Origin of the sequence: Streptomyces sp. NPDC047917, assembly GCF_043204345.1 — a bacterium.
In the GTDB taxonomy this organism is placed as follows: Bacteria; Actinomycetota; Actinomycetes; order Streptomycetales; family Streptomycetaceae; genus Streptomyces; species Streptomyces sanglieri.
In genome coordinates this window covers 37026-50806 of the sequence record NZ_JBIDCA010000018.1, presented here as the reverse complement: position 1 = coordinate 50806, position 13781 = coordinate 37026, and the positions used below count along the sequence as shown (strand labels likewise).

12 protein-coding genes, 1 pseudogene and 1 riboswitch are annotated in these 13781 nt (G+C 71.5%); of the genes and pseudogenes, 10 read left to right on the top strand and 3 right to left on the bottom strand.

Features of this window, described 5'->3' with window-relative positions:
* Positions 1–33 precede the first annotated feature (33 nt).
* The 10 genes from rpsB (at position 34) to ACGF8B_RS35900 (ending at position 10643) form a co-directional block, all read left to right on the top strand.
* Entirely contained in the window at positions 34–951 is a 918-nt protein-coding gene (gene rpsB, locus ACGF8B_RS35945; RefSeq protein ID WP_093545017.1) for a 30S ribosomal protein S2, read from the top strand.
* Positions 952–1050: 99 nt separating this feature from the next.
* Positions 1051–1887, top strand: coding sequence for a translation elongation factor Ts (tsf, locus tag ACGF8B_RS35940; RefSeq protein WP_266911582.1), 837 nt, complete (start codon positions 1051–1053; stop codon positions 1885–1887).
* A gap of 159 nt (positions 1888–2046) precedes the next feature.
* Positions 2047–2823 carry a UMP kinase gene (gene pyrH, locus ACGF8B_RS35935; protein ID WP_342286669.1) on the top strand — a complete coding sequence of 259 codons (777 nt, stop codon included), beginning with the start codon at positions 2047–2049 and terminating at the stop codon, positions 2821–2823.
* 177 nt (positions 2824–3000) lie between these two features.
* Positions 3001–3558 (top strand): ribosome recycling factor, encoded by a 558-nt coding sequence (gene frr, locus ACGF8B_RS35930; protein ID WP_093545310.1) that lies wholly within the window; start codon positions 3001–3003, stop codon positions 3556–3558.
* Positions 3558–4658 (top strand): phosphatidate cytidylyltransferase, encoded by a 1101-nt coding sequence (locus tag ACGF8B_RS35925; protein ID WP_392746519.1) that lies wholly within the window; start codon positions 3558–3560, stop codon positions 4656–4658. The genes frr and ACGF8B_RS35925 overlap by 1 nt, the downstream gene beginning before the upstream one ends.
* Positions 4659–4751: 93 nt before the next feature.
* Positions 4752–5858, top strand: a complete 1107-nt coding sequence (gene rlmN / locus ACGF8B_RS35920; protein ID WP_392746517.1) for a 23S rRNA (adenine(2503)-C(2))-methyltransferase RlmN — start codon at positions 4752–4754, stop codon at positions 5856–5858.
* Between the two features lie 41 nt (positions 5859–5899).
* Positions 5900–6016, top strand: a riboswitch (TPP riboswitch).
* Positions 6017–6089: 73 nt separating this feature from the next.
* Positions 6090–7199, top strand: a complete 1110-nt coding sequence (locus tag ACGF8B_RS35915; RefSeq protein ID WP_392746516.1) for a thiamine ABC transporter substrate binding subunit — start codon at positions 6090–6092, stop codon at positions 7197–7199.
* Positions 7200–7336: 137 nt separating this feature from the next.
* Positions 7337–8950, top strand: a complete 1614-nt coding sequence (locus ACGF8B_RS35910; protein ID WP_392746693.1) for an ABC transporter permease — start codon at positions 7337–7339, stop codon at positions 8948–8950.
* A gap of 2 nt (positions 8951–8952) precedes the next feature.
* A complete protein-coding gene (locus tag ACGF8B_RS35905) occupies positions 8953–9978 on the top strand; it encodes an ABC transporter ATP-binding protein (RefSeq protein ID WP_392746515.1) in 1026 nt (341 codons plus the stop codon).
* 212 nt (positions 9979–10190) lie between these two features.
* Positions 10191–10643: an SRPBCC domain-containing protein gene (locus tag ACGF8B_RS35900; RefSeq protein WP_392746513.1), complete on the top strand. Its 453-nt coding sequence runs from the start codon at positions 10191–10193 to the stop codon at positions 10641–10643.
* Between the two features lie 33 nt (positions 10644–10676).
* Here ACGF8B_RS35900 and ACGF8B_RS35895 read toward each other — a convergent pair.
* The 3 genes and pseudogenes from ACGF8B_RS35895 to ACGF8B_RS35885 all read right to left on the bottom strand — a co-directional run bounded on the left by ACGF8B_RS35895 (position 10677) and on the right by ACGF8B_RS35885 (position 13751).
* Positions 10677–11802: pseudogene (locus tag ACGF8B_RS35895) on the bottom strand (LOG family protein).
* A 51-nt stretch (positions 11803–11853) separates the two neighbouring features.
* Positions 11854–13032 (bottom strand): hypothetical protein, encoded by a 1179-nt coding sequence (locus ACGF8B_RS35890; protein WP_392746511.1) that lies wholly within the window; start codon positions 13030–13032, stop codon positions 11854–11856.
* Positions 13014–13751 carry an ATP-binding cassette domain-containing protein gene (locus ACGF8B_RS35885; protein ID WP_342284751.1) on the bottom strand — a complete coding sequence of 246 codons (738 nt, stop codon included), beginning with the start codon at positions 13749–13751 and terminating at the stop codon, positions 13014–13016. Before ACGF8B_RS35885 ends, ACGF8B_RS35890 begins: the two co-directional genes overlap by 19 nt.
* Between the last annotated feature and the right edge of the window lie 30 nt (positions 13752–13781).

The following is a 13781-nucleotide window of genomic DNA, read 5'->3' as shown; positions in this document are numbered from 1 at the left end:
TCGCGACAACCGAGCACCTCAAGGAGTACGGCCATGGCCGTCGTCACGATGCGGGAGCTGCTGGAAAGCGGCGTCCACTTCGGTCACCAGACCCGTCGCTGGAACCCGAAGATGAAGCGCTTCATCTTCACCGAGCGCAACGGCATCTACATCATCGACCTGCTCCAGTCGCTGTCGTACATCGACCGCGCCTACGAGTTCGTCAAGGAGACCGTCGCCCACGGCGGCTCCATCATGTTCGTGGGTACGAAGAAGCAGGCCCAGGAGGCCATCGCCGAGCAGGCGACGCGCGTCGGCATGCCGTACGTCAACCAGCGTTGGCTCGGCGGCATGCTCACCAACTTCTCCACCGTCTACAAGCGCCTTCAGCGTCTGAAGGAGCTTGAGCTCATCGACTTCGAGGACGTGGCCGCCTCCGGCCTCACCAAGAAGGAGCTCCTGGTTCTCTCCCGCGAGAAGGCCAAGCTGGAGAAGACCCTCGGTGGTATCCGCGAGATGCAGAAGGTGCCGAGCGCCGTCTGGATCGTCGACACCAAGAAGGAGCACATCGCCGTCGGTGAGGCGCGCAAGCTCCACATCCCGGTCGTCGCGATCCTCGACACCAACTGCGACCCCGACGAGGTCGACTACAAGATTCCGGGCAACGACGACGCGATCCGCTCCGTCACCCTGCTCACCCGTGTGATCGCCGACGCCGTCGCCGAGGGCCTCATCGCCCGTTCCGGTGCCGCCACCGGTGACTCGAAGCCGGGCGAGAAGGCCGCCGGCGAGCCGCTCGCCGAGTGGGAGCGCGACCTGCTCGAGGGCGACAAGAAGGCCGACGCCGAGGTCCAGACCTCCGCCGAGACCGAGAAGGTCGCGGACGCCGAGGCTGCCGAGGCCCCCGCCGCCGAGGCCGCTGCCGAGGCCCCCGCTGCCGAGGCCCCGGCCGCGGACGCCGAGCAGGCCTGACACCCGTCACGGCTGACGACGGCGGGGGCCGGTGCCACAAGCACCGCCCCCGCCGTTCACCCGTAGATCTTTCAGACTTCGAGAGAGAAATACAGACTCATGGCGAACTACACCGCCGCTGACGTCAAGAAGCTCCGCGAGCTGACCGGCGCCGGCATGATGGACTGCAAGAAGGCCCTCGACGAGGCCGACGGCAACGTCGACAAGGCCGTCGAGGCGCTCCGTATCAAGGGTCAGAAGGGCGTCGCCAAGCGCGAGGGCCGCTCTGCCGAGAACGGTGCCGTCGTCTCCGTCATCTCCGAGGACCAGACGTCCGGCGTTCTGCTGGAGCTGAAGTGCGAGACGGACTTCGTCGCCAAGGGCGAGAAGTTCCAGGACGTCGCGAACACCCTCGCCGCCCACGTCGCCGCCACCTCCCCGGCCGACATCCAGGCGCTGCTCGCCTCCGAGATCGAGGCCGGCAAGACCGTCCAGGCGTACGTCGACGAGGCCAACGCCAACCTCGGCGAGAAGATCGTCCTGGACCGCTTCGCGCAGTTCTCCGGCGCGTTCGTCTCCGCGTACATGCACCGCACCATGCCCGACCTGCCGCCGCAGATCGGTGTCCTGGTCGAGCTGGACAAGGCCGACGCCGAGCTGGCCAAGGGCATCGCGCAGCACATCGCCGCGTTCGCCCCGAAGTACCTGTCCCGCGAGGACGTCCCGGCCGAGGTCGTCGAGGCCGAGCGCCGCGTCGCCGAGGAGACCACGCGCGCCGAGGGCAAGCCCGAGGCCGCTCTCCCGAAGATCGTCGAGGGTCGCGTCAACGGCTTCTTCAAGGAGGCCACCCTCCTCGGCCAGCCGTACGCGCTGGACAACAAGAAGTCCGTCCAGAAGGTCCTGGACGAGGCCGGTGTCACCCTGAAGCGCTTCTCGCGCATCAAGGTCGGCATCTGAGTCCGTCCGCGAAACACGGTGGACCCCGATAGGGTCTAGTGCAGTCGTCGGCCGCACTCACGCCGTACGACCGCAGATCTGACGAGGAGGCCATTGCCGCTGAGGGACACCAGACCCACCGGCAATGGCCTTCTTCGTATGTGCACGAGGAGAATCTCCATGAACAAGGGCGCGGACGCCGCAAAAGGTGACCACAAGCGCGACGACGGCAAGGTGGCCGGACGCTTCATGCTGAAGCTGTCCGGAGAGGCGTTCGCCGGCGGCGGGGGTCTCGGTGTCGACCCCGACGTCGTACACGCCATCGCCCGCGAAATCGCGGCGGTCGTCCGTGACGGCGCGGAAATCGCGATCGTCATCGGCGGCGGCAATTTCTTCCGCGGCGCCGAGCTCCAGCAGCGCGGCATGGACCGGGCCCGGTCCGACTACATGGGCATGCTCGGCACGGTCATGAACTGCCTGGCGCTCCAGGACTTCCTGGAGAAGGAAGGCATCGACTCCCGCGTCCAGACCGCCATCACCATGGGGCAGGTCGCGGAGCCGTACATCCCGCTGCGCGCCGTGCGCCACCTGGAGAAGGGCCGCGTCGTCATCTTCGGCGCCGGCATGGGGATGCCGTACTTCTCCACCGACACCACTGCCGCCCAGCGCGCCCTGGAGATCGACGCCGAAGCTCTCCTGATGGGCAAGAACGGGGTGGACGGGGTCTACGACTCCGACCCGAAGAGCAACCCCGACGCGGTGAAGTTCGACGCGCTCGAGTACAGCGAGGTTCTCGCCCGCGATCTCAAGGTCGCCGACGCCACCGCCATCACGCTCTGCCGCGACAACGACCTTCCGATCCTCGTCTTCGAGCTGACCGCGACCGGCAATATCGCCCGCGCGGTCAAGGGTGAGAAGATCGGCACGCTCGTGAGTGACCGGAGCACCCGGGCCTGAGAACCGGGGGACCTTCCCGGAGTACGACGGGGAGGTCCGGGCCCCCGGGGGAACCCCGGGACCGGCCCCGAAGGATGGACAACGGCCTGCCGGTCGGACACCGTGCAGGTGAGGACGCGACGCAGGACCCGCCGGGCCCCGGCACGACGGGCCACTCAAGACACGCAGGAGCACGTGGTGATCGAAGAAACCCTCCTCGAGGCCGAGGAGAAGATGGAGAAGGCCGTAGTCGTCGCGAAAGAGGACTTCGCCGCGATCCGTACCGGCCGTGCGCACCCGGCGATGTTCAACAAGATCGTCGCCGACTACTACGGCGCGCTGACCCCGATCAACCAGCTCGCCTCGTTCTCGGTGCCCGAGCCGCGCATGGCCGTCGTGACGCCGTTCGACAAGACCGCGCTGCGCAACATCGAGCAGGCCATCCGCGACTCGGACCTCGGCGTCAACCCGAGCAACGACGGCAATATCATCCGGGTGACCTTCCCGGAGCTCACCGAGGAGCGCCGCCGCGACTACATCAAGGTGGCCAAGAGCAAGGCCGAGGACTCCAAGATCTCCATCCGCGCGGTGCGCCGCAAGGCCAAGGAGACCCTCGACAAGCTGGTCAAGGACAAGGAGTCGGGCGAGGACGAGGTGCGCCGCGCCGAGAAGGAGCTCGACGACACCACCGCGAAGTACGTCGCGCAGGTCGACGAGCTGCTGAAGCACAAGGAAGCCGAGCTGCTCGAAGTCTGATGAACGACTCTTCCTGGGGCGCCCCGCAGGGAGCCGGTCGCTGGGGTGCGCCCGAGATGCAGGCGGCCCCGGCGGGTCCTGCATACGATGTGTATGACGCCCAGCAGACTCGGCCCATGCCCATCGTGCCGGACGTTCCCGACGCAGGTAGAGACGACGCAGGCAGAGACGCTGACGACCGTGATGACCGGGACCAGGGGGCCGGACGCCTGAGCGGCGGCCCCCTGTTCCGTGACGAGAAGCCGCAGGAGCCCATGTCCACCGCGCCGCCGCCCCCGCAGAAGAAACGTGCGGGCCGTGATCTGCGAGCCGCCATAGGGGTCGGTGTGGGGCTCGGCGCCGTCATCGTCGCCTCGCTGTTCATCGTCAAGGCCGTCTTCGTCGGCGTGATCGTCGTGGCCGTCGTCGTGGGCCTCTGGGAGCTCACCTCGCGGCTCCAGGAGCGCAAGGGCATCAAGGCACCGCTCGTCCCGCTGGCGGTGGGCGGCGCGGCGATGGTCGTCGCCGGTTACGTCCGGGGTGCCGAAGGCGCCTGGGCGGCGACGGCGCTGACCGCGCTGGCGGTGCTCGTCTGGCGGATGACCGAACCGCCCGAGGGCTACCTCAAGGACGTCACGGCCGGTGTGTTCGCGGTGTTCTACGTGCCGTTCCTCGCCACGTTCGTCGCCATGCTCCTGACCGCCGACGACGGGCCGCAGCGGGTGCTCACCTTCCTGCTGCTGACCGTGGTCAGCGACACGGGTGCGTACGCCGTCGGCTGGCGGTTCGGGAAGCACAAGCTGGCACCGCGCATCAGTCCCGGAAAGACCCGGGAGGGCCTGTTCGGGGCCGTCGCCTTCGCGATGGTCGCCGGCGCGCTGTGCATGCAGTTCCTGATCGACGGCGGCTCCTGGTGGCAGGGGCTGCTGCTCGGGCTCGCGGTCGCGGCCAGCGCCACCCTCGGGGACCTGGGCGAGTCGATGATCAAGCGGGACCTCGGGATCAAGGACATGGGCACGCTGCTGCCGGGGCACGGCGGCATCATGGACCGGCTCGACTCGCTGCTGCCGACCGCCCCGGTGGTCTGGCTGCTGCTGGTGCTGTTCGTCGGCTCCACCTGAGAACAGGGTCCTGAGCTGGGACTTTACGAGTGAGGGCCCGCTGTCCACAGGACGGCGGGCCCTCACTGTTCTGTCTGCGACACTGGAAGAACCATGCCTAAGCCCGGAGAACTCACTTTCGTCGCGCCCCGCGGAGCCAAGAAGCCGCCGCGGCATCTCGCCGACCTCACGCCCGCCGAGCGCAAGGAAGCCGTCGCCGCGATCGGCGAGAAGCCGTTCCGCGCCCAGCAGCTCTCGCAGCACTACTTCGCGCGGTACGCGCCCGACCCGGCGGAGTGGACCAACATCCCGGCCGGATCGCGGGCCAAGCTCGCCGAGGCGATGTTCCCCGACCTGATGTCGGTGGTCCGCCACATCAGCTGCGACGACGACACCACCCGCAAGACCCTGTGGAAGCTGCACGACGGGACGCTCGTCGAGTCCGTCCTGATGCGCTACCCGGAGCGGGTCACGATGTGCATCTCCTCGCAGGCCGGCTGCGGGATGAACTGCCCGTTCTGCGCCACGGGACAGGCCGGACTCGACCGCAATCTGTCGACCGCCGAGATCGTCCACCAGATCGTGGACGGCATGCGGGCGCTGCGCGACGGAGAGGTCCCCGGCGGTCCGGCGCGGCTCTCCAACATCGTCTTCATGGGCATGGGCGAGCCGCTCGCCAACTACAACCGGGTGGTCGGCGCGATCCGCCGGCTGACCGACCCGGAGCCGGACGGGCTGGGGCTCTCGCAGCGCGGGATCACCGTCTCCACCGTGGGTCTGGTGCCGGCGATGCTCCGCTTCGCGGACGAGGGCTTCAAGTGCCGCCTCGCCGTCTCGCTGCACGCGCCGGACGACGAGCTGCGCGACACCCTCGTACCCGTGAACACGCGCTGGAAGGTCGGCGAGGTGCTGGACGCCGCGTGGGAGTACGCGGAGAAGTCCGGCCGTCGCATCTCCATCGAGTACGCGCTGATCCGCGACATCAACGACCAGGCGTGGCGCGGCGACCGGCTCGGCCGGCTCCTCAAGGGCAAGCGGGTGCACGTCAACCTGATCCCGCTGAACCCCACACCCGGTTCCAAGTGGACCGCCTCGCGGCCCGAGGACGAGAAGGCGTTCGTCGAGGCGATCGCCGCCCACGGGGTGCCGGTCACCGTGCGGGACACCCGCGGTCAGGAGATCGACGGGGCCTGCGGGCAGCTGGCGGCAGCCGAGCGCTGAGCCGGAAGTGGCCCGTGTAATCTGGGCCTGAAATCAACTTCATATTCCGACAGGGGAGCGCCACAGCGCTGAGAGTGCGGCACCGAGGACAGGTCGGCCGCAGACCCTCTGAACCTCGCCCGGGTCATTCCGGGTAGGAAGTTCGGTCATCAACTCATGCTGTTGCGCCCTGCCCGCTTTCCGCGGGCAGGGCCGCGTCTCTTCCTGGCCAAAACCCAGGAGGAATCCACAATGACCACCACGCGCAGGACCAGGCAGCTCGCGGCGTCGGCCGTCGCCGCCGCGCTCGGCGTCACCGCACTCGCCGGCTGCGGAAGCTCCGACGACTCGGCCGGTTCCGGCGGCACGAAGGGCTCGGGCTCCAAGACCGTGACCCTCGTCAGCCACGACTCCTTCAATGCCTCCAAGGACGTGCTGAAGGAGTTCACCGAGGAGACCGGCTACACCGTCAAGGTGCTCAAGAGCGGCGACGCGGGGGTCGCGCTCAACCAGGAGATCCTGACCAAGGGCTCCCCCCGCGGCGACGTGTTCTTCGGCGTCGACAACACCCTGCTCTCCCGTGCCCTCGACAGCGGGCTCTTCACGCCGTACCGGGCGAAGGGCATCGACCGGGTCGCGGCGGACACCCGGCTGGACGCCGACAAGCACCGGGTCACCCCGGTCGACACCGGCGACATCTGCGTGAACTACGACAAGAAGTACTTCGCGGACAAGAAGCTCGCGCCGCCGCAGTCCTTCGACGACCTGGCGAAGCCCGCGTACAAGGACCTGCTCGTCACCGAGAACGCCGGGACCTCGTCGCCCGGCCTCGGCTTCCTCCTCGGCACCGTCGCCACTTACGGCGAGAACGGCTATCAGGACTACTGGAAGAAGCTGGAGCGCAACGGCGTCAAGGTCGTCGACGGCTGGGAGCAGGCGTACAACGAGGAGTTCTCCGGATCGGCCGGCGGGAAGAAGGCCAAGGCGGACCGGCCGCTCGTCGTCTCGTACGCCTCCAGCCCGCCCGTCGAGGTGCTGTACGCGAAGCCGCAGCCGGCGCAGGCCCCGACCGGCGTCGCCACCGGGACCTGCTTCCGGCAGATCGAGTTCGCCGGTCTGCTGAACGGCGCGAAGAACGAGGCGGGTGGCAAGGCCCTGCTGGACTTCCTGATCAGCAAGAAGTTCCAGGAGGACATGCCGCTCAACATGTTCGTCAACCCGGTCGTCAAGGACGCGGCGCTGCCGGAGCTCTTCACCAAGTTCGGTGCGACGGTGGACGGGCCGGCGACCGTGGCCCCGGAGAAGATCGCCAAGAACCGTGAGCAGTGGGTCCAGTCGTGGTCCTCGCTCGTAGTGAAGTAGCCAAGAGCCCCGTACGCGGAACGGACGCGGGCGGGACGGGCGGGACCGGCGGGACGGATGGCCCGGGAAGGCGCACCCGCGCGGCGGGGCCCGCCCGTGCGAAGGCCCGGCGCGGGAGCGCGGTGCGGCTCGGCCTGATGGCCGTGCCCGTCGCGTTCTTCGCGCTGTTCTTCGCCTACCCGGTCGCCGCGATCGTCGGCCGCGGCCTGAAGGTGGACGGCGTCTGGCAGTTCGGCCGGATCGGCGAGGTGCTGGCCCGGCCGGACATCCGCGAGGTCCTCTGGTTCACCACCTGGCAGGCGCTCGCCTCGACCGCGCTGACCCTGCTGATCGCGCTGCCCGGAGCGTATGTCTTCGCCCGCTTCGACTTCCCCGGCAAGCAACTGCTGCGGGCGGTCGTCACGGTGCCGTTCGTCCTGCCGACCGTGGTCGTCGGGACGGCCTTCCTGGCGCTGCTGGGACGCGGTGGCTTCCTCGACGAACTCTGGGGCGTACGGCTCGACACCACGGTCTGGGCGATCCTGCTCGCCCATGTCTTCTTCAACTACGCGGTGGTCGTCCGGACGGTCGGCGGCCTGTGGTCCCAGCTCGACCCCCGGCAGGAGGAGGCCGCCAGGGTGCTCGGCGCGGGACGGTTCGCCGCCTGGCGGCGGGTCACCCTGCCGGCCCTGGCACCCGCTGTGGCCGCTGCCGCGCTGATGGTCTTCCTCTTCACCTTCACCTCCTTCGGGGTCGTGCAGATCCTCGGCGGTCCCGGTTACGCCACCCTCGAAGTGGAGATCTACCGGCAGACCGCGCAGTTGCTCGCCCTGCCGACGGCCGCCGTGCTGACGCTGGTGCAGTTCGCGGCAGTCGGCGCGATCCTCGCCGTGCACGCCTGGACCGTACGGCGCAGGGAGACCGCGCTGAAGCTGGTCGATCCCGCGCAGACCGCCCGCAGGCCGCGCGGCGCCGGGCAGTGGGCGCTGCTCGGCGGGGTGCTGCTGACGGTGCTGCTGCTGATCCTGCTGCCGCTCGGGGTACTGGTCGAGCGCTCCCTGGACACCACCGGCGGCCACGGCCTCGACTTCTACCGTGCGCTGGGATCCGTGGACGCGGGCGGCGGTACGTTCCTGGTCGCGCCGCTCGAAGCGATCTGGAACTCCCTGCAGTACGCGCTGGTCGCGACGGTCATCGCACTGGTCATCGGCGGGCTCGCCGCCGCGGCGCTGACCCGGCGCGCCGGCCGGCTGGTGCGCGGTTTCGACGTGCTGCTGATGCTGCCGCTCGGGGTGTCCGCGGTCACCGTCGGCTTCGGCTTCCTGATCACCCTGGACAAGCCGCCGCTGGACCTGCGGACCTCCTGGATCCTGGTGCCGCTCGCCCAGGCGCTGGTCGGTGTGCCCTTCGTCGTACGGACCATGCTGCCCGTCCTGCGCGCGGTGGACGGGCGGCTCAGGGAAGCGGCCGCGGTGCTCGGCGCCTCGCCGCTGCGGGCCTGGCGGGAGGTCGATCTGCCGCTGGTGCGGCGGGCGTTGCTGGTCGCGGCCGGTTTCGCGTTCGCCGTCTCGCTCGGTGAGTTCGGCGCGACGGTGTTCATCGCCCGGCCCGACCGCCCGACGCTGCCGGTCGCCGTGGCCCGGCTGCTGGGGCGGGCCGGGGAGCTCAACTACGGCCAGGCGATGGCCCTGAGCACCATCCTGATGGTGGTCTGTGCCGTCTCGCTGCTGCTGCTCGAACGTATCCGCACGGACCGGTCCGGGGAGTTCTAGAAATGCTGACACTGGAATCGGCCACGGTTCGCTTCGGCGAGCGGGCGGCGCTCGACGCGGTGGACCTGAAGGTCGCCGAGCACGAGATCGTGTGTGTGCTCGGACCGAGCGGAAGCGGCAAGTCCACCCTGCTGCGGGTGGTCGCCGGACTGCACCCGCCGGACGGCGGCCGGGTGCTGCTGGACGGCGCGGACCAGGCCGGCGTGCCGGTGCACCGGCGCGGACTCGGCCTGATGTTCCAGGACCACCAGCTCTTCCCGCACCGCGATGTCGGCGCCAACGTGGCCTTCGGGCTGCGGATGCGCGGGGTGTCGCGCCGCGACCAGGAGCACAGGGTCGGCGAACTCCTCGACCTGGTGGGCCTGCCCGGCGCCGAACGCCGCGCCGTCGCCGCCCTGTCCGGCGGTGAGCAGCAGCGCGTCGCCCTCGCCCGGGCCCTCGCCCCGAGCCCCAAGCTGCTGATGCTGGACGAGCCGCTCGGTCAGCTCGACCGCGGGCTGCGCGAGCGGCTCGTCGTCGAACTGCGCACGCTCTTCGGCCGCCTGGGCACCACGGTGCTCGCCGTCACCCACGACCAGGGCGAGGCGTTCGCGCTGGCCGACCGGGTGGTGGTGATGCGGGACGGCCGGATCGCCCAGGTCGGCACCCCGCTGGAGGTCTGGCAGCGGCCCGCCTCCGCCTTCGTCGCACGGTTCCTCGGCTTCGACAACGTGGTCGGGGCGACGGTGAGCGGCACCGTCGCCGACACGGTGTGGGGCGAGGTGCCGGTGCCCGGGGGCTCACCGCAGGGGGCGTGCGATCTGCTGGTGCGCCCTGCCGGGGTCCGGATCGGCGCCCCGGACCAGGGGCTGCGCTGTGTGGTGGGGACGCGTACGTTCCGGGGCGATCACGTCGCCGTGCGGCTGGTGCCTCGGGACGGCCCGGAGCTGGAGGCGGAGTGCGCGCTGCGGGACGTCCCCGAGGAGGGTGCGACGGTCGGGGCCGGCTTCGACGCGGCCGAGACCGTGGTTCTGCCCGCCCGCCCCTGACTGCCTGTCCCTGACCGTCCGCCCCGACCTCCGCCCCGGGTGAGCGGTCCGGGGCCGGCGCCCACCGGTCGCGGGAGCCGCCCATCGGCCGGAGGATTGCCGGATGGCCCCGGAGCGCGGCGCCGACCGCCCCTGGGGACCCCCTGGAACGTCCTCGCGGACGGCCCCGGGGCCGTGCAGCGGATCCGGAAGACTCCGGGAAGGACAGGGACATGACCGAGTCAGCACGCGAGGGCATCGACATCACCCGCATCCTCGACGCCCCGCCGGAGAAGGTCTTCGCGGCCTGGACGACGCCCGAGCACTTCGCGGCCTGGTACGGCGGCGACGCCGAGGTGCCGCTGGACCGGGTGTCGATGGACGTCAGGCCGGGCGGAGCCTGGAGTCTGGTCATCGTGGTGCCGGGCACCGAGATGCCGTTCCACGGGGTCTACCGGGAGGTGGTGGCCCCCGAGAAGCTGGTGTTCAGCCTGAAGGACGCCTCCGCGCCCGCCGGCGCCGAGGGCGAGACCGTCACCGCCACCTTCACCGAGCGCCGCGGCGGGACCACCGAGATGGTCTTCCAGCAGCGCGGCGGCAACCTCACGGCCGAGCAGTACGCGGCCGCCGAGGACGGCTGGGAGGCCTTCTTCGACGCGCTCGTGACCCGGCTCGCGTCCTTCTGAGCCCGGCCTACGGCGCCTCGCCGACAGCCCGGCCTACGGCCTCGCCGACAGCCGGGCCAGCGCCCCCGGGGCCTCGTCCACCGTGTCCACGAGCGCGATCCGGGGCTCCATCGCCCGGCCTGCGGCCAGCGCGCGCAGCAGCGGCCAGGCGGGCAGGGCGCGCGTCCAGTGGGCGCGGCCCACCAGCACCATCGGGGTCGGAGCGCCGAGCGAGCCGTAGTAGTTCGGCGTCGCGTTGTCGAAGATCTCCTGTACGGTGCCGGCCGCGCCGGGCAGGAAGATCACGCCCGCCGTGGAGCGGCTGAGCAGTCCGTCCTCGCGCAGCGCGTTGGCGAAGTACTTGGCGATGCGTTCCGCGAAGGGGTTCGGCGGCTCGTGCCCGTAGAACCAGGTGGGGATCGAGACGGAGCCGCCACCGCCCGGCCGGCGCCGGCGCACGTCGAAGGCGGCCAGTGCCCAGTCGGTGACCGACGGGGTGAACGAGGGGGCCGCGGCCAGCAGCGCGCAGGCCTCGTCCAGCACGGCATCGGGATGCGGCGCCAGGTACGCCCCGAGGTTCGCGGCCTCCATCGCGCCCGGCCCGCCACCGGTGGCCACCGTCAGACCGTTCCTGGCCAGGGTCCGTCCCAGCCGGGCCGCGGCCGTGTACGGGGCGCTGCCGCGGGCCGTCGCGTGGCCGCCCATCACCCCGACCACGGCGGCGCCGGCGAGGTACTCGTCCAGCGCGTCGGAGACCGCGTCGTCGTGCAGCGCCCGGAGCATCGAGGCGAAGTTGTCGCCGTTCGCCCGGGTCCGCCGGAACCAGCGGTACGCGCGGGCGTCGGGCGTCGCCGCGTAGCCGCCGTCCGCCAGCCCCTCGTAGAGAGCGTCGGGGGTGTAGAGCAGGCCGCGGTACGGATCGAAGGGGAGCCCCGGCACCGGCGGGAAGACGAACGCGCCGTCGGCCCGCACCTTCGCCGCCGCCCGCGGCTCCATCCGGCAACCGAGGAAGACGGCGCCGGCCGTGTCGGCGGCCAGCAGCGCGGCGCCGCGGTCCGTCAGGTCGACGGACTGCACCCGGTGCCCGGCCAGCGCCCCCCGAGACGACCGCCGCGTCGAATGCGGGGAGCGAGTCGATCTCGGGGCCGGGCGGGGGACTGGTTTCGTCCGGATTGTCCACGCTGTCATGCTACGTAGCCGGGTGCGGGTGCCCGGCCCGCGGCGCGCGGCCTCAGACCGTCAGCGGCAGCGCGGCCAGCTCCGCGATCAGCCAGGTCAGCGGGGCGAAGACGATCAGCAGCGCGGCGGCGCGCAGGGCCGTCGCGGCCCGCAGCGCCGACACCGGGGCGCCGAGCCGCAGCAGGGCCTGCGCCGTCTGCTCACGGGCCTGCCTGGCCTCCAGCGCCGAGGTCAGCAGCGTCGCCGTCGTGCAGCCGAGCACGAGGACTGCGCCCAGCACCGTCAGCGGGCCGAGCGGGCGGGTCGCCGTCCCGTACAGGGCGTAGGCGGCGACCGCCGCGGCCAGTACCGCGCAGACCACACCGAGCGGGCGGCCGATCCGCCGCGACTCGTCCATCAGCACCCGGCCGGCCAGCAGCCGTACGGCGCCGGGGCGCGCCGCCTGGAGCAGCCGCCCGCACAGATGGGCCAGCCCCGGGCCCGCCACGGCCAGCCCGGCCGCGGTCAGCGTCCATCCCGCCAGCACTCCGGCCGGGGTGGCGTCGAGCCTGCCGGGCAGCGGGAGCAGGCTGCGGCCGTCGCCCCGGCTCATGTACGCCTCGATGGCGAGGCCAGCCGCGGTCAGTGCCACGCCCCACGGCAGTCCCGTGGGCGGTGCCGCGGGACCGGGCGCCTCCGGCTCCGTCAGGACCTCCGAGTCCGCCGGGGCCGCCGTGGCCGCCGGCTCGGCGCGCAGCGCGAGCGCGCTCGCCGTCGCCGCGGCCACCGGGACCAGGGCCAGCAGCACCATCGCGGCGGCGAGCGGCAGCGGGGCCTCGGCGTCGAGCAGTCCGGCGGCCGCGCCGTCGAACGGCAGCCCGGACAGGTCACCGCGCAGATGCAGGTAGAACAGCAGCGCCACCATCGAGCCGAGGGTGCAGGAGACGGCGGTGGAGACCGCGGCGAGCACCGCGAGCCGGACCGGCCCGAGGCCCACGGCGGACAGCCCGGAGCGTGGCCGGGTGCTCGGGTCGGTGCGCGCGACCGCGACCGCGAACTGGACGGTGGCGGCGAACGGCACGATGCACCACAGCAGGCGCAGCACGGCCCCGGCGGAGTGCGCCGGATGCCCCGAGGCGTAACCGAGGGCGCACAGCAGCAGGAAGCCGACGCCGGCGGAGGCGGCGGCGACCAGCAGCCGCCGCAGCAGGACCAGCGGATGGGAACCCCGGGCTAGACGGAGAGCGAGCACGCCGCGCGGCCCTCCGTATCGGACACGGCGGGCAGGGCGACGGTGGCGACGCGGCGGCCGTCCAGCAGCGGGACCGTGCGGTCGGCCAGGGCGGCGATCTCCGCGTCGTGGGTGGCGAGCACGATCGTGATGCCGTGCGAACGGGCCGCGCTGGTGAGGGTGCGCAGCACATGCGTCCGGTCGCTGCGGTGCAGGGTCGCGGTCGGCTCGTCGGCGAAGATCACCGTGGGGGCGCCCGCCAGGGCGCGGGCCACGGCGATCCGCTGGCGCTGTCCCTGGAGCAGGGTGTGCGGTCGCTGCCTGGCGCAGGTGCCGATGTCGAGCCGCTCCAGCCACTCCAGGGCGGTCTTCTTCGCCTCCCGGTGCGAGGCGCCGCGCAGCAGCAGCGGAAGGGCGGTGTTCTCCCAGGTGTTCAGCTCGGGTACCAGCTGGGGCTCGGGTGCGATCCAGCCGAACCGGTCGCGGCGCAGCCGTTCACGCAGCCGGGGGCCCATGGTGTGGACGGGGACGCTGTTGAACCACACCTCGCCCTGCTCGGGCACCAACTGGCCGGACAGGCAGTGCAGCAGGGTGGTCTTGCCGCAGCCCCGGGGGCCGGTCACGGCGAGGATCTCTCCGTCGCGGACGCCCAGGGAGACGCCGCCGAGCGCGGGGGAGCCGTTGTGGGAATGGTGCAGGGAGCGCGCCCAGATCACGTCGTTGTCCGGCGGGGCCACCATGGCGTACACCTCGGTTCAGATCGTAATTCC

What these genes read in the sequence shown, in the direction of transcription:
- rpsB (WP_093545017.1), top strand. Translation starts at nt 34, where the DNA reads ATGGCCGTCGTCACGATGCGGGAGCTGCTGGAAAGCGGCGTCCACTTC.
- tsf (WP_266911582.1), top strand. Translation starts at nt 1,051, where the DNA reads ATGGCGAACTACACCGCCGCTGACGTCAAGAAGCTCCGCGAGCTGACC.
- pyrH (WP_342286669.1), top strand. Translation starts at nt 2,047, where the DNA reads ATGAACAAGGGCGCGGACGCCGCAAAAGGTGACCACAAGCGCGACGAC.
- ACGF8B_RS35925 (WP_392746519.1), top strand. Translation starts at nt 3,558, where the DNA reads ATGAACGACTCTTCCTGGGGCGCCCCGCAGGGAGCCGGTCGCTGGGGT.
- rlmN (WP_392746517.1), top strand. Translation starts at nt 4,752, where the DNA reads ATGCCTAAGCCCGGAGAACTCACTTTCGTCGCGCCCCGCGGAGCCAAG.
- ACGF8B_RS35915 (WP_392746516.1), top strand. Translation starts at nt 6,090, where the DNA reads ATGACCACCACGCGCAGGACCAGGCAGCTCGCGGCGTCGGCCGTCGCC.
- ACGF8B_RS35910 (WP_392746693.1), top strand. Translation starts at nt 7,337, where the DNA reads ATGGCCGTGCCCGTCGCGTTCTTCGCGCTGTTCTTCGCCTACCCGGTC.
- ACGF8B_RS35905 (WP_392746515.1), top strand. Translation starts at nt 8,953, where the DNA reads ATGCTGACACTGGAATCGGCCACGGTTCGCTTCGGCGAGCGGGCGGCG.
- ACGF8B_RS35900 (WP_392746513.1), top strand. Translation starts at nt 10,191, where the DNA reads ATGACCGAGTCAGCACGCGAGGGCATCGACATCACCCGCATCCTCGAC.
- ACGF8B_RS35885 (WP_342284751.1), bottom strand. Translation starts at nt 13,751, where the DNA reads ATGGTGGCCCCGCCGGACAACGACGTGATCTGGGCGCGCTCCCTGCAC.